The organism is Halothiobacillus sp., assembly GCF_027346185.1.
Classification (GTDB): Bacteria; Pseudomonadota; Gammaproteobacteria; order Halothiobacillales; family Halothiobacillaceae; genus Halothiobacillus.
In genome coordinates, this window is record NZ_DAIESY010000016.1 from 1 (window position 1) to 21,679 (window position 21,679).

At 55.3% G+C, this 21,679-nt stretch carries 17 protein-coding genes and 1 tRNA gene; 14 read left to right on the forward strand and 4 right to left on the reverse strand.

From position 1 onward, the window contains the following. The first annotated feature begins 27 nt into the window (after positions 1-27). The 12 genes from M7R55_RS12210 to tal all read left to right on the forward strand — a co-directional run bounded on the left by M7R55_RS12210 (position 28) and on the right by tal (position 16,668). The gene (locus M7R55_RS12210) at positions 28-144 is read left to right on the forward strand and encodes a cell division protein ZipA C-terminal FtsZ-binding domain-containing protein (RefSeq protein WP_366881115.1); all 117 of its coding nucleotides are present in this window, start codon (positions 28-30) and stop codon (positions 142-144) included. A gap of 5 nt (positions 145-149) precedes the next feature. Continuing rightward, a complete protein-coding gene (gene ligA, locus M7R55_RS01345; RefSeq protein WP_298217806.1) occupies positions 150-2,216 on the forward strand; it encodes an NAD-dependent DNA ligase LigA in 2,067 nt (688 codons plus the stop codon). Positions 2,217-2,233: 17 nt separating this feature from the next. Continuing rightward, positions 2,234-3,202, forward strand: coding sequence for a polyprenyl synthetase family protein (locus M7R55_RS01350; RefSeq protein ID WP_298217847.1), 969 nt, complete (start codon positions 2,234-2,236; stop codon positions 3,200-3,202). Between the two features lie 33 nt (positions 3,203-3,235). Continuing rightward, positions 3,236-3,312, forward strand: a tRNA-Pro gene (locus M7R55_RS01355). A gap of 523 nt (positions 3,313-3,835) precedes the next feature. Then, positions 3,836-6,106 carry a site-specific DNA-methyltransferase gene (locus M7R55_RS01360; RefSeq protein WP_298217808.1) on the forward strand — a complete coding sequence of 757 codons (2,271 nt, stop codon included), beginning with the start codon at positions 3,836-3,838 and terminating at the stop codon, positions 6,104-6,106. Further along, a complete protein-coding gene (locus M7R55_RS01365; RefSeq protein WP_298217810.1) occupies positions 6,106-8,790 on the forward strand; it encodes a DEAD/DEAH box helicase family protein in 2,685 nt (894 codons plus the stop codon). The genes M7R55_RS01360 and M7R55_RS01365 overlap by 1 nt, the downstream gene beginning before the upstream one ends. 194 nt (positions 8,791-8,984) lie before the next feature. Next, the gene (locus tag M7R55_RS01370; protein ID WP_298217812.1) at positions 8,985-10,514 is read left to right on the forward strand and encodes a DUF1800 domain-containing protein; all 1,530 of its coding nucleotides are present in this window, start codon (positions 8,985-8,987) and stop codon (positions 10,512-10,514) included. A gap of 27 nt (positions 10,515-10,541) precedes the next feature. Next, the gene (locus tag M7R55_RS01375) at positions 10,542-11,765 is read left to right on the forward strand and encodes a DUF1501 domain-containing protein (RefSeq protein WP_298217814.1); all 1,224 of its coding nucleotides are present in this window, start codon (positions 10,542-10,544) and stop codon (positions 11,763-11,765) included. 339 nt (positions 11,766-12,104) lie between these two features. Continuing rightward, a complete protein-coding gene (locus M7R55_RS01380) occupies positions 12,105-13,979 on the forward strand; it encodes an ATP-binding cassette domain-containing protein (protein WP_298217815.1) in 1,875 nt (624 codons plus the stop codon). A gap of 88 nt (positions 13,980-14,067) precedes the next feature. Beyond that, positions 14,068-14,574 (forward strand): phosphohistidine phosphatase SixA, encoded by a 507-nt coding sequence (gene sixA, locus M7R55_RS01385; RefSeq protein WP_298217817.1) that lies wholly within the window; start codon positions 14,068-14,070, stop codon positions 14,572-14,574. 97 nt (positions 14,575-14,671) lie between these two features. After that, a complete protein-coding gene (gene rrtA, locus M7R55_RS01390) occupies positions 14,672-15,235 on the forward strand; it encodes a rhombosortase (protein WP_298217820.1) in 564 nt (187 codons plus the stop codon). 335 nt (positions 15,236-15,570) lie between these two features. Continuing rightward, complete coding sequence (gene tal, locus M7R55_RS01395; protein ID WP_298217822.1) at positions 15,571-16,668, forward strand: transaldolase; 1,098 nt, start codon at positions 15,571-15,573, stop codon at positions 16,666-16,668. A gap of 19 nt (positions 16,669-16,687) precedes the next feature. On the opposite strand, the gene M7R55_RS01400 is transcribed toward tal, so the two are convergent. Both M7R55_RS01400 and M7R55_RS01405 read right to left on the reverse strand, forming a co-directional pair. Continuing rightward, on the reverse strand, positions 16,688-17,458 hold the full coding sequence (locus M7R55_RS01400; RefSeq protein WP_298217824.1) for a hypothetical protein: 771 nt from the start codon (positions 17,456-17,458) through the stop codon (positions 16,688-16,690). Further along, positions 17,455-18,045, reverse strand: a complete 591-nt coding sequence (locus M7R55_RS01405) for an RNA polymerase sigma factor (RefSeq protein WP_298217828.1) — start codon at positions 18,043-18,045, stop codon at positions 17,455-17,457. The genes M7R55_RS01400 and M7R55_RS01405 overlap by 4 nt, the downstream gene beginning before the upstream one ends. Positions 18,046-18,246: 201 nt before the next feature. Between M7R55_RS01405 and M7R55_RS01410 the strand changes: the two genes are divergently transcribed. Together M7R55_RS01410 and M7R55_RS01415 are read left to right on the forward strand one after the other, a co-directional pair. Beyond that, positions 18,247-18,726 carry a DsrE family protein gene (locus tag M7R55_RS01410; protein ID WP_298217829.1) on the forward strand — a complete coding sequence of 160 codons (480 nt, stop codon included), beginning with the start codon at positions 18,247-18,249 and terminating at the stop codon, positions 18,724-18,726. Positions 18,727-18,791: 65 nt separating this feature from the next. Next, positions 18,792-20,096: a porin gene (locus M7R55_RS01415; RefSeq protein ID WP_298217830.1), complete on the forward strand. Its 1,305-nt coding sequence runs from the start codon at positions 18,792-18,794 to the stop codon at positions 20,094-20,096. Positions 20,097-20,141: 45 nt separating this feature from the next. Here M7R55_RS01415 and M7R55_RS01420 read toward each other — a convergent pair whose 3' ends face one another. Both M7R55_RS01420 and M7R55_RS01425 read right to left on the reverse strand, forming a co-directional pair. Continuing rightward, positions 20,142-21,200, reverse strand: coding sequence for a sensor domain-containing diguanylate cyclase (locus M7R55_RS01420; protein WP_298217831.1), 1,059 nt, complete (start codon positions 21,198-21,200; stop codon positions 20,142-20,144). Beyond that, the gene (locus M7R55_RS01425; RefSeq protein ID WP_298217832.1) at positions 21,197-21,679 is read right to left on the reverse strand and encodes a protein disulfide oxidoreductase; all 483 of its coding nucleotides are present in this window, start codon (positions 21,677-21,679) and stop codon (positions 21,197-21,199) included. Before M7R55_RS01425 ends, M7R55_RS01420 begins: the two co-directional genes overlap by 4 nt.

The following is a 21,679-nucleotide window of genomic DNA, read 5'->3' on the forward strand; positions in this document are numbered from 1 at the left end:
CCCAGCGAAAGCCTGATTCTGGACCAGATGATCGACATTGCCCGCGACATTGCCGATCAGCTCGGCGGCGAGGTGCTCGATGACCAGCGCCTGCCGCTGACATCCGAATCGATCGACCGCTACCGCGAACAGCTCAATAGCTGAGGATCATGGCGTCTTCGTTACCTGACTTGTTCTCCGCGCCGTCCGAGGATAGCGCCCACGCCCGTTTGCTTGCACTCCGCGCAGAGATTGAACGGCACAACTTCCGCTATTACGTGCTGGACGATCCTGAAATAAGCGACGCCGCCTTCGATCGGCTCATGCGCGAGTTGCAACAGATCGAAGCGGCTCACCCGGAATGGGTCACGCTGGATTCGCCCACCCAGCGTGTCGGCAGCCCGACATTTACCACCAGTTTCGCCCCCGTCAAGCATCATCAGGCCATGTTGTCGCTGGATAATGTGTTCAGCGTCGAGGAATGGGATGCCTTTGCCCAGCGTATCCATGATCGCTTGAAGCGCGACGCACCGCTTGTGTTTGCCGCCGAACCCAAGTTCGATGGCCTGGCGATCAACCTGATCTACCGCAAGGGTCAGCTTGAGCAGGCAGCGACGCGCGGCGATGGGCAGACCGGCGAAGACGTGACGCTCAACGTCCGCACCATCGCTTCAATTCCTCAGCAATTACCCGATTCGCTATCATCCTGCGATCTGCTGGAAGTGCGCGGTGAGATCGTCATGTCGCACAAGGCGTTTGCCGCGCTGAATGCCGCCGCCGATGCCCGTGGTGACAAGCGTTTCGTGAACCCGAGGAATGCCGCCGCCGGCTCCTTGCGGCAAAAGGATCCGCGAATAACGGCCAAGCGCCAGTTACAGTTTTTCGCCTATGGTGTGGGGGCGGCACAGGGCGTTGATCTGCCCGACACCCAGCTTGGCCTGCTCGATTGGCTATCCGGTCTGGGTTTTAACGTCAGCGAATGGCGCCGCTGCTGCGCGGGGCGCGATGAGGTGCTGGCCTATCATCAGGAAATGCGCTTGCGCCGGTCACAGCTCGATTACGACATCGATGGTGTGGTGTTCAAGATCAACGCCCAGTCCTTGCAGGACGAACTGGGTTTTGTGGCCAAGGCGCCGCGATGGGCCGTGGCATTCAAGTTTCCGGCCGAGGAAGCCACCAGTCGGGTGCGTTCAGTCGATTTTCAGGTGGGCCGCACGGGGGCGCTGACGCCGGTTGCGCGCATCGATCCGGTGTTCGTCGGCGGGGTCACGGTATCCAATATCACCTTGCACAATATCGATGAAATCACGCGCAAGGATATTCGCATCGGCGATACGGTCGTCGTCCGGCGAGCGGGTGATGTGATTCCCGAAGTCGTTCGTGTGCTGCCCGATTTGCGTCCACCGGATGCGCGCATCGTCGAACTACCCGATCAGTGTCCCGTTTGCGGTTCGGACGTCATCCGGGTGGAGGGCGAAGCCATTGCCCGTTGCAGTGGTGGCCTATTCTGCCCGGCCCAGCGGCGTGAAGCCATCCGGCACTTCGCCAGTCGCAAGGCGATGGCAATCGATGGGCTGGGCGAGAAGTGGATCGAATTGCTGCTCGAACACAAGCTGGTCGAGCATGTCGATGACCTGTTTCATCTCACCGTGCCCCAGTTGCTGACCCTGCCGCGGATGGGCGAGAAATCCGCCCGGAACCTCGTGGATGCCATTGCTGCCGCCAAACAAACCACCTTGCCCCGTTTTCTCTATGCATTGGGTATTCGGGAAGTGGGCGAGGTGACGGCTGCAGGGCTGGCGGCCCACTTCCGCGATCTGGATGCACTGAGCGCCGCTTCGCTCGACGATCTGCAAGCCGTGCCGGATGTGGGGCCTGTGGTGGCGCAGCACGTATTCACGTTCCTGCGGCAGCCACACAATCAGGAAGTCATCCACAATCTGATTGATGCCGGCGTACACTGGCCCGCCATTGTCGCAACGGATGCGAATGCATTGACGCTTGCCGGTAAAACCTATGTTCTGACGGGAGCGCTTTCCGGCATGACGCGGGAAGAAGCGAGCGAGCGGCTCAAGGCGCTGGGCGCGAAAGTCAGCGGGAGCGTTTCCAGCAAAACGACTGCCGTGATCGCAGGTAGCGAGGCGGGTAGTAAACTGGCTAAGGCGCAGGAACTGGGCGTACCCGTGCTGGATGAAGCCGACCTGTATCAACTGCTAACCCACCCGATATCGAATTAGAGCCTTTTATGCCGAACATGACCGTTGACCAAATTCGCGAACTCGCAGCACCCGATATGGCGCGCGTCAATACCGTGATCCAGACCAAGCTGGCTTCCGATGTCGCCCTCATCAATCAGCTTTCCCGGTACATCATCGGCGCGGGCGGCAAGCGCTTTCGCCCCATGGTACTGATGCTGGCGGCAAAGGCGTTGGGTGGAAAATCCCCCTGGGCCGCGCAAATGGCGGCGGTAGTCGAGCTGATTCACACCGCCACCTTGCTGCACGATGATGTCGTCGATGAATCCACCCTGCGGCGCGGACGCGATACCGCGAATGCACTCTTTGGCAATGCCGCTTCGGTTTTAACCGGCGATTTCCTCTACTCGCGTGCGTTCGAGATGATGGTCGAGGTGCAGGAACCCCGCGTCATGGCCATTCTGGCGCAAGCTACCAACCGTATTGCCGAAGGCGAAGTGCTGCAACTCATGAACATGGGCGATGCCGACGTAAGCGAAGAGCGCTACGTCGATGTCATTATTCGCAAAACCGCCACCCTGTTCGCCGCCGCTACCCAGTTGGCCGCCGTACTCGAAGGCCAGCCGGAAGAAATGGAAGCGGAGCTGACCGCATATGGCCTGCATCTGGGCACCGCGTTCCAGTTGATCGACGACGTGCTCGATTACACCGGCGACGAAGCGCACACAGGTAAACACGTGGGCGACGATCTGGCCGAAGGCAAGCCTACACTGCCACTGATTATCGCCATGCAGCGGGGTGATGAAGCCACCGTGGCGCTCATTCGCCGGGCGATTACCGAGCAGGATGCCAGCGATATTCAGGCGATTTGTAGAGCCATTGAACATACCGGCGCGCTCGCCTATACTGCGCACCTCGCGCAAGCCGAGGCAGACCGGGCGAAACAGGCCATCAACGCCGTTCCCGACAGCCCGTTCAAGGAAGCTCTGCTTGCGCTGGCCGATGCAGCCGTTGCCCGGAATCATTGATTCCACCATCAACAGTCGCTTCAGGCACTACTTCGGAGTGTGGCTCAGTCTGGTAGAGCACTACGTTCGGGACGTAGGGGTCGTAGGTTCGAATCCTATCACTCCGACCAAATAAATCAGTAACTTAGGCCGTTTTCCACTTCATTTTGTGTTGTGTAAAACGGCCTTTTTTTGTGTTTTTTTACGCGCATTTGTATCCGAATTTGTACCCGAAAAAATCGGCTGTAACCGCCTGCAAATGCGGTTCGTTGTGGCATGAGGAAAACAAAAAGAATGCGCTGTTTTCGATAGTGAGTTTGGTGCCGATCTCGGTTTAGGCTTGGCTGGCGTCGCCATTTCGCATATGGACGAGCCCTTCATCGTTATTCATATGATGCAACCTGTTTCACCTCAGTGGCTTACAGAGAGCAACGTACCTTTAATCGCCTTAATTTATGGTATGTCAGGGTTATCTGTGGAAAGGAGGGGGTTTATTCGGTAGGTTTGATTTAACATTTGTTCAAAAAACAGGGTGTCTTCCACTACTAACCCTGCAACCTGACTGCCCTCCCGTCGCAGATTCCGGCGACGGACTAACCTAAATGTTGGCAACACCAGCCGGAGCGGTAATTTGAAGACAGGTAAGGGTCATACATGCTGAAACTATCAGAACAAGAAAAACAGGAAGTGATTCGCTTTCTGGAATCGGATAAGCCGTTGCCGGAGAAATACCGCTTTTTGCTGTTCGACGACAAACGCGAGGTTGAGTTGGTGTGGAACGGCAAGACCAACGAAGTCTGCAATATCGTGTTGCCGTTTCAGACCATCGAGCAGGTAGACGAGCCGCGGGCCGAGCGCACCGAGGACAAGCCGATCATGGGCGACCTGTTCGATTTCGATAGCCGGGGCCGTCAGCTCAAGGGCTGGACCAACAAGCTGATCTGGGGCGACAACAAACTGATTCTCTCATCGCTCAAGAACGGCCCGCTGCGCGAGGAGATTGAAAAACAGGGCGGCCTCAAGCTGATCTATATCGACCCGCCGTTTGACGTGGGCGCGGATTTCTCCATGGACATTGAGATCGGCGGCGACACCTTCACCAAGAAGCCCAATATCCTCGAAGAGATCGCCTATCGCGACACCTGGGGCAAGGGCGCGGATTCCTTTATCAGCATGATTTATGAGCGGCTGGTGTTGATGCGGGATTTGCTGGCCGAGGATGGGAGTATTTATGTGCATTGTGATTGGCGGGTGACGCAACATTTGCGGCAGATCTTGGATGATATTTTTGGACAGGGACGATACCAGAATGAAATCATATGGGTGAGGACAAGCTCTCATAACATGAAAACGAGAGGCTATGTCCGTTCTAACGACACCATTCATTATTGCACTAAGACTTCCGAATTTATTTTTAACGAGCAATACCGCCCTTATGGCGAGGCACAGCTAAGTCGCTATAAAAAAGACGAGGATGGCCGTCTTTATAAAGCAGAGAACTTAACATTTTCCTCTCGAAATCCTAGTAGACAGTTTGAATGGAGGGGCACTAAACCACCAGATAATCGGTCATGGGGGGCTTCGTTCGAGCAACTTGAACAGTGGTGGGCTGAAGGCCGGATTTTGACTAAAAGGGATGGAACACCGCGCATGGACGGTCTTAAGTTCTATCTCGAAGATATGAAAGGAAATCCACTCACAACTACATGGGACGATGTGGGCAGAATTGGAAATACGTCTGACGAGCGCATCGACTACCCCACTCAAAAACCCGAAGCCCTACTCGAACGCATTATCAAAGCATCTTCCAATGAAGGTGATTTGATTGCCGACTTCTTCTGCGGCTCCGGCACCACGGCGGCGGTCGCCGAAAAATTGGGCCGCAAGTGGATCGCCACCGATCTGGGTAAGTTCGCCATCCACACCACGCGAAAGCGCATGATCGGGGTGCAGCGGCAGTTGAAAGAAGACGGCAAGGACTACCGCGCTTTTGAAATCCTCAATCTCGGCAGGTACGAGCGTCAGCACTTTGTCGGCGTCAATCCGAACCTGCGTGAAGAGCAACAGCGCAAGCAACTGGAAGAGAAGGAAGCCGCTTTTCTCGATTTAATTTTGCGTGCCTACCGGGCGGAAAAAACCGAGGGTTTCACCACCTTTAACGGCAAACGCGCGGGGCGGCTGGTGGCGGTGGGGCCGGTGAATATGCCGGTTACCCGGCTGTTCGTCGAGGAGGTTATGCTCGAATGCCGCAAGAAGCACATCACCCGTGTGGACATTCTCGGCTTCGAGTTCGAAATGGGGCTTTTCCCCAATGTGCTGGACGAGGCGCGGGGCAAGGGCATCGACATCGCGCCCAAATACATCCCCGCCGAGGTGTTCGATAAACGGGCGGTGGAGAAGAATCAGGTAGTGTTCCATGATGTCTCTTTCATTGAGGTCAAGCCGCACATCAAGAAGAACACGGTAGCGGTGGAGCTGACCGACTTCTCGGTGTTCTACTCGCAGGATTCCATCGCCAATGCCGAGGCGACCCTGAAGAACAAGGGCAGCAAGATCGTGGTGGAAAAGGGCCAGATTGTGAAGGTGAGCCGCGACAAGGACGGCATCGTGACCCGCGAACAACTTACCCGGCACTGGACCGACTGGATCGACTACTGGAGCGTGGATTTCGACTTCGAGAATAAGCGCGAGATCATCCGTGTGCAGATTCCCGAAACCGGCGAGACCGAGGAGCAGTGGACCGGCGACTATGTGTTCGAGAACGAGTGGCAGAGTTTCCGTACCAAGAAGGACCGCTCACTGGAGTTGACCAGTGTGGCGCATGAATGCCAGCCGGGGCGGCGCAAGATTGCGGTGAAGGTGGTGGACATCTTCGGTAACGACACCATGACGATTGTGGAAGTCAGCGTGGGTGGGAAAAAATAATGGCCCTGCATCCCGACTTTCCCGATTCCCCACACGCCATTCTCAATCCGGAGATTCGCTGGTTTCCGGCGGACGAGGCCCTGCGCGAAACCACTGCGGACAAGCTGATGCCGCCGCTGGTAGCCAGTTTGCGCAAGAAGGTTCAGGCGTTTCGAGACAGCGGCTATGTGGGCGCGAGTGATACCAGCAAGAGCCTGCTCAACTGGTGGTTCAAAGAGCCGCACTTGCAGACGCAGACGGATGGTGCGGACATTCAGTTTCAATACTTCTTCGCCCAGCGTGAGGCGCTGGAGACCATCATCTACATGTATGACGTGGTGGGCGCCAAGGATAAGTTCGACCTGATGCGCTTCGACAGCAGTGGCGCGGTGAGCGCGCAGATGTTCGATGAGAGCTGGCGACGCTACGTGGTGAAGATGGCGACCGGCAGCGGCAAGACCAAGGTGATGAGCTTGGCGCTGGCCTGGAGCTTTTATCACAAGCTGTATGAGCCGGATTCGGAACTGTCGCGCAACTTTCTGGTGATTGCACCCAATATCATCGTGCTGGATCGTATCTATAAGGATTTTCAGGGCCTGCGCATCTTCTTTGAAGACCCGGTGCTGCCCGACAACGGTTTTGATGGCCGCAACTGGCGCGACGACTTTCAGCTAACCCTGCACTTGCAAGACGAGGTGCGCGTGACGCACTCCACCGGCAATATCTTTTTGACCAATATCCACCGCGTCTATGCGGGCGAGGACATTCCGGCATCAAAGGATGACGACAACACCATGGATTATTTTCTGGGCAAGCGGCCCAGCGGCGCGACCACGGATTCCAAGGTCGATCTGGGCATGATCGTGCGCGATATCGACGAGCTGATGGTGCTCAACGATGAGGCGCACCATATCCACGACGCGAGGCTCGCGTGGTTCCAGTCGATTCAGGATATTCACAACCGGCTGTTGCAAAAAGGGGGCGCGCTTTCTCTGCAACTGGATGTAACCGCCACGCCAAAGCATAACAATGGCGCGATTTTCGTACAGACGGTGGCGGACTATCCGCTGGTGGAGGCGATCTCGCAGAACGTGGTTAAACACCCTGTGCTACCCGATGCCGCCAGCCGTGCCAAGCTGTCGGAACGGCAAAGCGCCAAATACACGGAGAAATACGCCGACTATATCGACCTGGGCGTGATCGAGTGGCGCAAGGCGTACGAGGAACACCGCAAGCTGGACAAGAAGGCCATCCTGTTCGTGATGACCGACGACACCAAGAACTGCGATGACGTGGCGGCGTACCTGGAAGGGCGCTACCCCGATCTCAAAGATGCGGTGCTGGTGATTCACACCAAGAACAACGGCGAGATTTCCGAAGCGGCCACGGGCAAGGACAAGGAGGAGCTGGAGAAGCTGCGCCAGCAATCGAACGAGATCGACTCACTGGCAAGCCCCTACAAGGCAATTGTTTCCGTGTTGATGCTCAAGGAAGGCTGGGATGTGCGCAACGTGACCACGATTGTCGGCCTGCGGGCTTATTCGGCCAAGAGCAATATCCTGCCGGAGCAAACCCTGGGGCGCGGCTTGCGCAAGATGTATCCCGGTGGGATCGAAGAGTGGGTCAGCGTGGTGGGCACGGATGCTTTCATGGACTTTGTTGAATCCATTCAGGCCGAAGGTGTCGAGCTGGAACGCAGGGCGATGGGCGAAGGCACCCCGCCCAAAACACCGCTGGTGGTGGAAGTCGATAACAGCAACGAGAAGAAAGACCTTGAGGCGCTGGATATTGAAATCCCGGTGCTGTCGCCGCGCGTCTATCGGGAATACAAGAACCTGGGCGACATGAATGCCGGGGCCATGACATTTCAGCCGGTGATTTACCAGTCCTTCAGCGAGGAGGAGCAGCGCGAGATTGTGTTTAAGGACATTACCACCGGCGAGGTGACGCATTCGACGATCCTGGATACTGCCGGAGTAGCGGACTATCGGAGTGTGGTTGGATATTTCGCCCAGACCGTGATGAAGGAGTTGCGGCTGGTGAGTGGCTACGATGTGCTGTACGGCAAGATCAAGCTGTTCATTCAGGATGCGCTATTTGGCCAGACGGTTGATCTGGAATCGCCGAACACGCTCCGGAATCTTTCTGAACTGGCGGCCACCAAGACGGTGATCGAGACCTTCAAGAAAGCGATCAACGATCTGACCGTGCGCGACAAGGGCGATGCTGAAATCCGGGATACTATCAGGCTGCGTCAGACACGGCCCTTTGTGGTGAAAGATCAAGGCTACCTTATGCCGAAAAAGAGCGTGTTCAATCGCGTGATCGGCGACAGCCATTTCGAGCTGCAATTCGCCAGTTTTCTGGAGGATTGCGGTGATGTGGTTTCCTATGCCAAGAACTATCTGGCAGTGCATTTCAAGCTGGACTATGTGAATGCAGACGGCGATATATCCAACTACTATCCCGACTTTTTCGTGAAGCTGACAGATGGCCGGATTGTGGTGGTCGAGACCAAGGGTCAGGAAGACCTGGATGTGCCGCTGAAAACAGCGCGGCTGCGCCAGTGGTGTGAAGACATCAACGCTACGCGGTCGGATGTGACCTACGATTTTGTGTATGTGGATCAGGAAAGTTTCGAGAAGTATGCCCCGAAGTCGTTTGCTGACGTGTTAGCGGGATTCCGGGAGTACAAGGCAGCCTGACAAGTCGCTGCACCGCCGATGGTGCTCTGCCTGGCCCCATCAGGCGGACATCGTGCAGCTGGCCTTACTGTTTGATGTAGCACATTTTCACCTAGCCACTGCTTACGAATGGTTAACAAAATTGTTCTATGCGAAAGGCTCAATGCGGGGTCTAATTATTGCGTTCCCACTGGTAGACAGGAGGGTGGTTCGGGATGTCATCACAATTCAGATTCGCTCGGCGTCAATTTTTACAACGCAGCAGTGCCTTGACGCTCGGCCTGTTGTCGTGCGCTAGAACGGGTTTGGCGTCAACAGATTATCCGCGCGCAGATCAACTGGCCTTTATCAATCGCCTTTCCTGGGGCGTGAATGCCAAGACGCTTGCGGATGTTGAACGGCAAGGGCAAGCCGCTTGGCTTGAAGCACAAATGCATCCCAAAGGAGAGGGCACATTACCTGCCGCAATTGAGAGGCAGATTGCGGCGATGACGATCAATAAAGTGCCGATGTCCTTGCTCTGGTATCAGCTGAGCGAAAAACTCAAATCTGTACAGAAAAGCGCAGGCAGCCCTGAGCAAAAGGCTCAAGAACAACAAAACATACAGAAACAATTTGCAGCTATTTCCCGCGAGGCCGCTGCACAACAGATGCTCTACGCGATTTATTCCCCAAATCAGTTGCAGGAACAACTGGCGTGGTTTTGGATGAACCATTTCTCAGTATTCCAAGAAGGTCCTTTGCGCGTGATGATGGGCGATTATTATCGGCGCGTGATCAAACCGCATGTGCTGGGGCGCTTTGTTGATTTATTTCGCGCCACCGTATATAGCCCGCAAATGTTGCTTTATTTGAATAATGCGCAGAACGCAAAAGGCCATATAAATGAAAACTATGGTCGTGAAATCATGGAGTTGCACACAGTTGGCGTTGGAAGCGGTTACACGCAGGCAGATGTGACCAATCTGGCTCGGGTGCTGACCGGTTTGGGGGTTGCCATTCCGGGGCAGCCTATTCGTGTTCCTCCTCAATTTGAAGATGCGTTTTGGCAAGATGGGCTAGTGGTCTTCAATCCTGCACGACACGATTCTGACCCCAAAACCGTATTTGGCCATGTCTTTCACGGCAAGGGGCTCGATGAGATCAATCAAGTCATTGAGTTCCTGGGGAACCACCCGGCCACGGCGCGGCACATTAGCACGCAACTTGCCCAGTTTTTTGTGGCAGAAAATCCACCCAAGGAATTGATCGATCGCATGGTGGACACGTGGCAAAAGAGCCACGGTGAGATCGCCAGTGTGTTGCGCACATTGTTCTACCACAGGGAATTTACCCATTCTCTTGGCAAGCTGTTCAAGGATCCGCTGCATTATTTGATTTCTGCTGCACGCTTGCTACCCGACGAGGTTGTAATTAATCATACCGACCCCTTGGTGAACTGGAGTAACCTCATGGGCGAAGCTTTATACGGCCGATCCACACCGGATGGTTACCAGCTTGGCGCCAGTCACTGGAACGGTTCCGGTCAGATGGCCAACCGATTCGAGTTTGCCGGATTTATTGCCGCTCGTCCCGGTGCCCTGGTTCAGCCGCCACCGAAAGTTCTGATTGATATGAATAGTCCGTTTATTCAAGAACTATTGGGGAGTTTCAGTACTCAAACCCGCAAGATCATCGAGCAGGCTAAAAATTCAAGGCAAACCGTGAGCCTGCTGCTTTCAGCGCCAGAATTCATGTGGCGCTAAACGTATTGCGCAGGAGGGTATCTCATTATGAACCGTCGTCAATTTCTTCAAACCACCATCGCCTCTTGTATCGGGCTTGCAGCCTACAATTCCCGTGTATGGGCAGCGAGCCCGAGTAATGGCAACCCTCGATTCCTATTGATTTTTTTGCGCGGTGGTTACGATTCAGCCAATTTGCTGGTGCCTTACAGTAGCGATTTATACTACCAGGGCCGACCAAACATTGCGGTACCTAAACCCAGTGAACCCAACGGCGCGCTGGAGCTCAATAGCGACTGGGCATTGCATCCGAGTCTGAAAGACACGGTCTTGCCACTGTATCAACGGCAACAGGCAGCCTTTGTGCCGTTCGCAGGCACTGCCGATTTGTCTCGTAGCCATTTTGAAACGCAGGATCACATCGAGCTTGGCCAAGGCGCACATACAAGGGATTTCAATAGTGGCTTTCTGAATCGTCTGGCTGCCGTATTACACGATCGTGCCCGCAGCATCGCTTTCACCAACCAACTACCCTTATCAATGCAGGGCAAAGTGCGCATCGCCAATCAGCCGGTGGTTGGTAAAATTCAGAGTATGAATGAGGCTCAGCGCCAATTGCTTGAGCAGATGTATCAGCACAGCTCTTTGGCGCCGACCGTGCGTACTGCGTTTACCACCCAGCAGCAAGTAACAGAAGATATGGCTCAAATGGCATCAAATGGTTACGTTGCCGAGATGATCGCTGCGAGCCGCGGCGCGATCAATCCCAGCGGATTTCAAGCGGCTGCCGCTAAAATTGGGGTGTTAATGCGCGATCATTACAACCTGGGGTTTATGGATTTGGGCGGTTGGGATACCCATATAAACCAAACAGGAGTCACAGGAGCCGAAGGCCAGCTCGCCAATAAATTTGCCGAACTGGGTGCAGGGCTGGCTGTGTTGCCCGACACCATGGGGAAAGCATGGAACGAAACCGTCGTGGTCGTTATCAGCGAATTTGGCCGCACCTTTCGTGAAAATGGTAATCGCGGTACCGACCATGGCCACGGCAGCACGTATTGGGTGCTGGGTGGTGGCGTTCATGGCGGGAAAATTGTCGGTGAGCAGGTCGCATTGAGCGAAAAAACACTTAATCAGAACCGAGATTGGCCCGTGCTCACTGATTACCGTGGCTTGCTGGGCGGCTTGTTCAAGCGCTTATGGGGCCTTACGCCTGCCGAACTTCAGCAGGTGTTCCCAGATGCAAAACCTGCCGATTTGCAGTTAGTCTAAAGAACCTCTGCCCGAATCCATCCATCGCTTCGTGGGCTTGCGCCAGCTTGATGCGGGCGTAAGCCCGCGTTCACGCCCGTCTTGTGATAATATTTTCAATGACTTATGTCATTTAGCGGCTGGGCATCCATGCCCTGCTCGGGAAGGTCTGCATTTGTGCAGACCTTCCCTAAATTACTTCAGCCTGTTGCGATGATAGGAATATTAACTGGTTCGCACCGGCTGCGACTTTGACCACGCGACTGATTTTGTCACGGGCGGATGATGCAATCAGCCAGCAAAACGCGTTATCCTTTCGCGTTATTTATTTTTACAAGATTTCCCCGTGATTAATTCTTTATGATTCAGCTTCAATCCGTCAGTCTGCGGCGCGGCGCCCAGTTATTACTTGAAAACGCCAACCTGACGCTTCAACCCGGTTATCGTTTGGGTTTGGTGGGTCGCAATGGCACGGGTAAGTCGAGCCTGCTGGCGCTGTTGGAAGGCAAGCTCTCGCCCGATGCAGGGAATGTGGATCGGGCCGGTGGTCAGCGGTTGGCGACCGTGGCGCAGGAAATCGACGAACTGGACGTGAGCGCGGTTGAAAGCGTGCTAGCGGGGGACGTCGAATACCATCGCATATCTCAAGCGATTGCCGCAGCCGAACAGGCCGAGGACGGCATGGCACTCGCAACCCTGTACCACGATCTGGAAGCGATCGATGGCTTTACGGCCCGATCCCGCGCGGCACGGTTGTTGGATGGTCTGGGTTTCGCGCCCGACACCATCGACCGCCCCGTGCGGTCGTTTTCCGGTGGCTGGCGGATGCGCATCAACCTTGCACGGGCCTTGCTGGCGCCCAGCGATATCCTGCTGCTCGATGAACCCACCAACCACTTGGATCTGGACGCGGTGTTCTGGCTGGAGCAATGGTTGATCAACTATCCGGGGAGTCTGGTGGTGGTCTCGCACGACCGGGATTTTCTGGATCAGGTCTGCACCCACATCGCCCATCTGGAAAACAAATCGCTCACGGTCTACACCAGCAATTACAGCGGTTTTGAGCAGATGCGCGCTGAACGCCAGGCGCAAAATGCCGCGCTTTCGGCGAAAATCGAGCGCGAACGCGCCCATTTGACGGCATTTGTCGACCGTTTCCGCGCACAGGCAACTAAGGCCAAACAGGCGCAGAGCCGCATCAAGGCATTGGCCCGCTTGCCTGTGCTGGCCGCCACCCATGCCGACAGCAGTTTTACCTTCAGTTTTCGCCCCGCACCGAATGCGCCCGACCCGCTGATGACGATGGAGCATCTCGAACTGGGGTACAACGGCAAGGCATTGCTCAAAAACATCGATCTGACCGTGCGCGCGGGTGATCGCATCGGCCTTTTGGGCGCGAACGGTGCGGGTAAAACCACCTTGATGCGTGTGCTGGGTGGCGCGGAGAAGCCCATGGCGGGCGAACTGTTCATCTCTGCGGGCGTGCGCGTGGGTTATTACGCCCAGCATCAACTGGAACAACTGGACCCGCGCGATACGCCCATGAGCGCACTTGAGCGCATCGCCGGTCGGGCATCCACCCAGGAAGTGCGCAATTTTCTGGGCGGGTTCGGCTTTATCGGCGACCGGGCGTTTGAAAACATCGAGCCGTTTTCCGGTGGCGAAAAGGCGCGTCTGGCCTTGGCCCTGCTCGTCTGGCAGGCACCGAATCTGCTTTTGCTCGATGAGCCGACCAACCACCTCGATCTGGAAATGCGCGAGGCATTGGCTACGGCGCTGCAAACATTTGAAGGCGCGTTAGTGGTGGTATCGCATGACCGCAGCCTCATCGAAATGGTCTGCGACAACTTCTGGCGCGTCCACGACGGAAAGGTCGGTGTGTTTGATGGCGACCTCGACGATTACCGCCGTGTGTTGACCGAAGAACGTCGCGCGGCGAACGCCCCTGCAAAACCGGTGGAGCCGACGAAACCCAAGAGTGAATCGACCTGGCGCCCCGCTGCCGAAAAATCGGCGGGTAAACCGGACAAACGCACTGCCAAGCGCATAGCCGAAATCGAGCATCGCCTGAGTGCGGTGGTGCTTGCTTTACAGGAGCTGGATGCGCAACTCGCTGATCCCGGTTTGTATACGGCTACGGATGCGACCTATGCACACGAGCTGACAAGCCAGCGCCAGACGCTGGCAGAAGAACACGAAGCCTTGGAGCTGGAGTGGCTGTCGCTCAATGATTGATAGGCATTTGCATCAATTTGTCACGATATGCGGGCAGTGATGGTGCTACGATCACGGCACAGTCGCCCAGATGAGATCCGAATGCGTTATGGATGTATTACTGATTCGCCACGCTCCCGCTGAAGATCGGGAGCAATTTGCCCTCACAGGCCAGGCCGATGAACTGCGTCCTTTGACACCTCGTGGCATTGAGCGGATGCAACTGGCGGCGCGGGGCTTGATGACATTGGCGCTGCCGATTGAGCGCCTGATCACCAGCCCGTTGGTTCGGGCGCAGCAAACCGCGCAAATCGTGGCGCCAGCTCTTGAGATTCGTCAATTTGATACCGAGGGTATGCTGTCGGCCGAGGTGTCGACCGAAAACCTGATCGATTGGCTGCGCAAACAACCCCGTGTCGATGGCCTCGCGTTGATTGGCCATGAACCCAATTTGAGCCATCTTGCCGAAACACTTCTCTGCGGCGCGGCCACCGGCACCATGCCCTTGAAAAAAGGGGGTGCAATTTTGTTGCGCTTCGCCGAGGGTATTGGCGCAGGGCAGGGGCAGTTGATCTGGGCTCTGACGCCGGGTATTTTGCGCGCCCTTGCGGAATAGATCGTGCGCGCCCCCAGTCGACCATGATGCATTGGACGGGAGACGGTCTATCACCGCGTGTTTGAATGGAATTGACTGAACGGATTTGGACTTCTGAATGACCGACCGTAATCAAAAGTGGTTTACTTCTCTGGTCGTAGCCGTGATTGCCGTGGCGATCCTGCTGCTGCACGGCAGTAGTGAATTGCGTTACGACCGTGCGGATATTCTGCATGGTCAGATTTGGCGGGTATTCACCGGCAATTTCGTGCATGCCAACTGGCGGCATCTGGCCTCGGACTTGGTCGGCCTGCTGCTCTGGACGGCGCTGGCGAGTTACATGGAAACACAGCGCAGCTATCTGATTATTTTGATCGGAAGCGGGCTGGGTGTAGGCTTGGGGTTGCTGGTGCTTGATCCACATGTCGGCTGGTACGTCGGGCTCTCCGGTATTTTGCACGGGCTGTTCGCGGCCAGCGCCATTCGATTGCTGTCACACAAAGAATGGCTTGGCGGGTTGGCCTTGACTGCGGCCATTGCATTAAAACTCATGTGGGAACAACGCTTTGGCGATCTGGGTACGGCTAAGTTGCTCGGTGTGCCCGTTCTGGTGGATGCCCATCTGTATGGCGCCATGACGGGTGCGGTTATCGTTCTGGCCCTGTTGTTTTTCCGCCGCTGATTCATGCCAATTAAATCGTTTCGCCAAGCATGATCGCTTCTATAGTGAACCTCGAAAAACTCCTTCCATGGAGTTTTTCGAGGACATTCGGTGCGGGATACCATCACGTAGCTGACGAAGTCCGCAACGAACTTAAGCTATTTCAATCGCTTAAGCGATTGATTTGAGCGCAGCACCTGCGACGCAGGCTTCCGCCATGGATGATGGAAGGGCGCGAAAACAGGATGCGCGGCACCACATCCCTGTGGTGCACGGGCACCTCGAAAGGTTTTTCGAGGTGCCCTACAATGAGTCATGGATGTTGCCTTTGTTGATTAGCAGGAGGGAAAAGAATTATGTCTCAGAATGAGTTATCAACACTTTATGCCAGCCAGGGGCAAAGCCTCTGGCTGGATAACCTGTCCCGCGCGCTGCTCGAAGAGGGCCGGTTGGCTGAATTGATCCAGAATTATGGCATTCGTGGCCTGACGTCCAATCCCTCCATTTTCAAAAAGGCGATTGTCGGCAGCCCTTATTACACGGATGACATCGCAGCACTCAAGAAGGAGTACGACGATGTGGAGTTCGTGTACGAACACCTTGTCGTGAAGGATATTCAGCAGGCCTGCGACCAGCTTCGGCCTATTTTCGACGAAAGCCACGGCGAGGATGGCTGGGTCAGTTGGGAAGAGTCGCCGCGTATCGCACATAACGCAGCTTCCACGGTGGCCTCTGCCGAGCGGCTGAAAAAACTGGCCGACAGGCCGAATTTATTGATTAAAGTTCCAGCGACCGATGAGGGTATCGAAGCCTTCGAACTGCTGATCGCACGCGGCATCAGCGTCAACGTCACGCTCATGTTTTCCCTCGATCAGGTCAAGCGCGTCTTCGCAGCCTACGTGCGCGGCTTGAAGGCGTTGCATGCCAGTGGCGGTGCCGTAAGTCGGGTGCGGGCGGTGGCGAGCCTGTTCATGAGCCGTGTCGATACGCTGGTCGATCAGCAGCTCACCGAAATTGGCAGCGAAACGGCGCTGCAACTGCGTGGCAAAGCCGCGCTGGCTTTGGGCGGCATGGCCTATCAGCATTTTCGTGAGGTGTTCGAAGGCGAGGATTTTGCCGAAATGGCCCGCTTGGGCGCGCGCGAGCAATATCTATTGTGGGCGAGCACGGGTACCAAGAATCCGGATTACTCGGATGTACTGTACGTCGAGAACCTGATTGCCCCGAAAACCATCAACACCTTGCCCGAGGCCACCTTAATGGTCTTCGCCGACCACGGACGCATTGCCTCCATACTCAAGCCACGTCTGGCGGAAGATAAAAAGGTTTGGGCCGCATTGGCCGAAGTCGGTATCGATATGGACGGTGCCGTCGGCCATCAACTGCTGGACGAAGGACTGGATCAATTCGCCCAGGCCTTCGAGGAACTGTTAACCGCCATCGCGCAGAGTTGATCGCCCTGCATCGGATTTCTTAAATCGCCGAGTAGCTCCAGCCTTCACGGATGCGCTGGGCAACTTGCTCCACGGCAGAAGACGTTACGCTCACATTCGGCAATAGCTCCGCTTTTTGTCCACTTTCCTGGAGGTTTTTCAGGCTCGTGCCGCACACCATGAAGTGCAGGTTCGGGTACTTCTTCATCAAGGCTTCGATCTGTTTTGCATAGGGCGACGTATCTGCCCGCAGGAAGTTGAGCCCATCCGAATTGGCGAGCACCTCCATCTGGAAACCAGGTTGATGAGCCGAAGTCTTCATCACATGCTCGACCCTGTTCAGGGTTTCCCTGAATTTCTGGGGTGAGTCGGAACCCAGTCGAAGTATGACGTTGCGCGCCACGGCGGTCGGCGCAGTCGCATACTCAACGTTCTGCGCCTGATTTCTGGCCTGAAGCATGGTTGCGGCATGACCGCCACCGGCGTCGGTGGAAGACATCTTGCCCACAAACCAGCCAGCCAGCACGCCGACGGTCAGCAACGTCATTGCAGCCAGCGCGCCGGGCAGCAGAGCGTGAACTCGCCATCTGGTTTTGGGGTTCTTTGGCTCCGGTACGACCTCATAGGCCTCTTTGATCCAGTCTTGGATCTGATCGATGTCGCAGATCAACTGAGTCAGCTCCGGATTTTTTTTCACCTGTTCACGCACGCGCTGCCGATCTTCGTGGATGAGCTCATCATCGATGAAGGCATTGACTTCCTCGACGGAAATGGGTGTGTCTTGGTATTTGTTTTGCTGGGCGTAATTCATACAACTCTCCTCAGGTGGCACTCGCTTTTGCTGCGCTCCTCAGTTGCGGCATTTTTCGTTTCGATCAGGAGCTTTCGTAAAGACTGACGGCCACGCGACAGGCGGCTCATGATCGTGCCGATCGGCAGATCGAGCGTGGTGGCTACTTCCTTATAGGAGAATTCTTCCAGATCGACCAGCGTGACCACCATGCGCTGCATTTCCGGCAGGCGCATCACAGCGTTGCGGACCCGTTCGATCATTTCATCCCGGCAATGGATGCACTCGGGTGATTGTTGCTCATCGATGGAGAGCGTTTGCTCCACGTCGTCAATGTTATCGTCGTGGACACGATTGCGGACATGATCCAGCCACTGGTTAGCCAAAATGCGAATAACCCAGCGATCCATCAACTCTTCATCCCTGAGCTGAGTCTGTTTTTGCAGCGCTCGAATCATGGTTTCCTGAACCAGATCTTCGGCCAGATAAGATTCCTTGCACCACGAAAAAGCCAGGCGATAAAGCCGAGGCCGTAATTGCTCTAGGCGATGATTGAAGGTCAACCGCCCGAATAAAAATGCGCCAGATAAAAAGGATGATGGGCTCAATGCGTTTTACTCCACATAAGTTGAACTCTCTATATATCAAAGACGGTATCCAATTGAGTTTTATTCCAAGAATAATCTCGAAAATTCAAATTAGTGCATCAATTTCATCAATGGAATAAACAAAAAACTGCACTCGTCTCCTCATTAGCCCCGAGCAAATAACGGCGGTAGATAAAAATCATTCACCAAAGAGGTAACCCCATGATTCGTATTCGACAAAAAATCTTTATGACCGCGTTCTTGCTCGGGCTGATTGGCATCGCGCCTTCAGTTATGGCAAATCCCGCGGCGGAACCTGTTTCGCAAGCCATTCAGGAAAAACCGTTTGCTGAGGCGCGCGTGGCCTTGCAAATCAGTGATGCGGATGGACCCAGGCAACAGTTGGTGCTCAATGTCGCCAGTAACCTGATCAAGTTTTATGGTGCGGACAAGGTGGATGTGGAGGTCGTCGCCTTCGGGCCGGGGCTGCGTTTGCTGTTCAAGGACAATGCCTTGGGTGATCAGATTCAATCGCTGGCGGCAGAAGGGGTGCGGTTTAGTGCCTGCGCCAACACGATTACCGCCATGTCCAAAAAACTGGGGTATGAACCGGAATTGAATCCCGAGGCGCGCATCGTGCCTGCCGGTATCGTGCGTTTGGTGCAATTGAATAAGGCCGGGTTTTTTGTTTCACGTCCTTGAGCCTTAATCCAAGAAAATAAAACCAAGATAATTAATCCAATACAATTAATAAAAGGAATCCATTAATGAATAATAATATAAGAATATTGCCCTTCGCTGTTTCGAAGAAAATCCTGCTCGCCGGAGTATGCGGCGGCCTGCTTATTGCCGCGCCCAATGCCTTTTCCGCCAACTGGATTATGTTGCAGGGCACGGAAAAACCTGGCATTGCACCACCGGTCAAATTGTGGGGGTTCATCCAGCCAACCTATCAGAAGGATTTCAGCAGTTCATACAACGGGAAATATGTGCCACCCAAATTGATCGGCCCCAATCTGGATACCCAATCGTCATTCAACATCATGCGTGCGCGAATCGGGGTACGTGGCGCGCCGTTTTTTCTGGACGATAAGGTTAACTACTTCATCATGACCTATTTTGGCGACAATTCGCTCACCGATGGCGGTCGCTATGGCAGTTATCGGCCCGTCGTAACGGATGCCAGCGTGACGCTCAATTACATCAAGGGCGCCCGCGTCCGGCTGGGTCTGTTCAAGTACCCCGGCGCCGAAGAAGGACTACAGGGCATCGGAAGCCTAAATTACATCAATTACACCGACGTCACCAATCAGTTGCTACTGGAGCGATTCCCGGATGCCGGCGACAAGAATATTCCGCCACAGACCATTCCGGATGCGGATATGAACGCCTTTTCCAATCCGGCGACGGGTTTTCGCGATGTCGGTGTGCAAGTCTTCGATGCGTTCGACGTGGGCAAGTGGGAACACACCTACGCGGCGATGCTGGGCAATGGTAGCGGCGTGCGGATGACCGACGGCAATGCCAGCAAGGATGTGTACCTCTACTGGTCGTCGGCGTATCTGTTCGACAAGAAAAACAAGGGGCCGATGAGCCCGAGTGTCAAGATGTTTTCCTGGTATCAGAGCGGCAAGCGAACCAATGCCTACAACACAGCACAGGAGCAGGATCGCAAACGATATGGCGCGGGTGTGACCTATCTCAAGAAACCGTATCGCGTGACGGCCGAGTACATGTGGGGCAAAGGGATGATCTACCAAGGCTCAAACAACCCGCAAACCCTGTTTAACGACTTCAAGGCCAACGGGGGATATGTTGAGGCTGGCTGGTTCATTCCCAATACGAAGTGGGAGCTGGATCTGCGCTACGACCGCTATCAGCGCAATGTCGATTTACCCACCCAGACCCGGTTCAGCACCTGGACGGCGGGCGTGCAATACCATTTCACGCCGAAAACCCGCGTCACACTCGATTACGCAATGCGGCATTACAGCGCGGATGCAGTGGCTCAAAACAATCAACTGCTGGACGTGGGCGGCCGTTTGGCGCTCCAGGTGACGGCCGTGTTCTAAGCGCTATCGATCCGTGTAGAACTTTAGGATATCCAGTCCCACCCTTTAGGCGTTTTTTTCGCCACCGCCGCCAAATCTTTCCGTTGCGCGGCGGTTTTTTTTGAATCGGTACATTGCCTGATCGGCACGCTCGATCAGTTCATCGATATCGTGATCTTCAGGGGTCGAGGTAACGACACCGATACTGGCGCCGGGGTAATCTATGACTGTCGCCTCAAGCGTAAATCGACCGGAGGTCAAGTCACACAGATGCGTGGTGAACGCCGCTTCATCTGCAGCGATTGCCGTGTTTTTTGAAATACCGAAAGCGACAAACTCATCCCCGCCGTAACGGGCCACGAAATCCCCCTCCCTCAAACCGTTACGCAGGGAGTCAGCGATGGCCTTGAGAAACTGATCACCGACATCGTGGCCGTGACGGTCATTAATCTCCTTGAACTGGTCAAGATCGATAAAAGCCAGGTGCAGCACCTGGTCCATCCGCCGCACATTGGCCAGCTCGCGCTTGAGCGCGCGTCGCAGCGAAAACCGATTCGGCAGGCCCGTGAGGGCGTCGGTCATCGCCAGTTCACCAATGGCCCGATTGTCGGACTGCAAGTGCATGATTAAGCGTTCGCGGTCGATTTGATGCGCAATCAAGTCGGCAAACAACTGGACGACCCGCTGGGTGGATGGACTGATTTCGGTGGAATCTGCGCCGAGCGCGCACAGCGTGCCGTAGATTTCCTCATCCGCCAGACGCACGGGGGCCGAGAGATAAGTCTGAATACCCATATCAATCGCCAGATGCGCATCGGCCCAGTGCGTGGGTACGTCCGGCTCGAAAAAGTGCTGCTCCTCAATCGCCCGGCGGCACAGCGTGTGTTCCAGCGGCACTTCCAGTCCTTCTGGAATCACCAACTCGTGGCAGTTGCGGGTGAACACGATGGTTTGAACCTGTTTGGACCAGTCGATGCGGGTCAGGTACACCGAATCGAGTCCGGTCAAATGTTCCATCAACTCCAGAAGTGGTCTCACCAGCGTCGCTGTGTCCGTGCTTTTGGCGAGTACCGAAGCAAGGCGATCAAGGATCGGGTCGATCGTGTTCTGAGTTTGTTGAATCATAAGCTGAGCCACCATAGGCGCAAACGGATTCCCCAGGGGCTGGTGATGCCGGTTTCAGCCATCGTGATGCGGCCGTCGGGCGCGATGAAAAACAGGGTAGGCGTCACCGAGACACCGAATTGTTTGGCGATTTGCCCATCGGGATCATTGACCACGGGCAGGTGATCGAGCTGATTTTTGTTCAGGTATTGGCGCACGTCATCGGCGCTGCCTGATTGCATCGCGACGGTAATGATGCGGTGGCTTTTGGCCAGGTCATTGATCCAGGGCAGTTCGACATGACAAACACCGCACCAGGTTGCCCAGAAAACTACTGCTGTGGGGCGTGGGTTTGCACCGCCCAGCGTCACCGTGCCGCCCGTGACTGTCGGCAGGGTGATTGCCGGTATGGGTGTGCGTTCATAAGCATCGGGAATCGCTGGCGCCATATAGGCGCGCACCGCCAGCAATACGCCGACAAACACTGCGATCTCAATCAA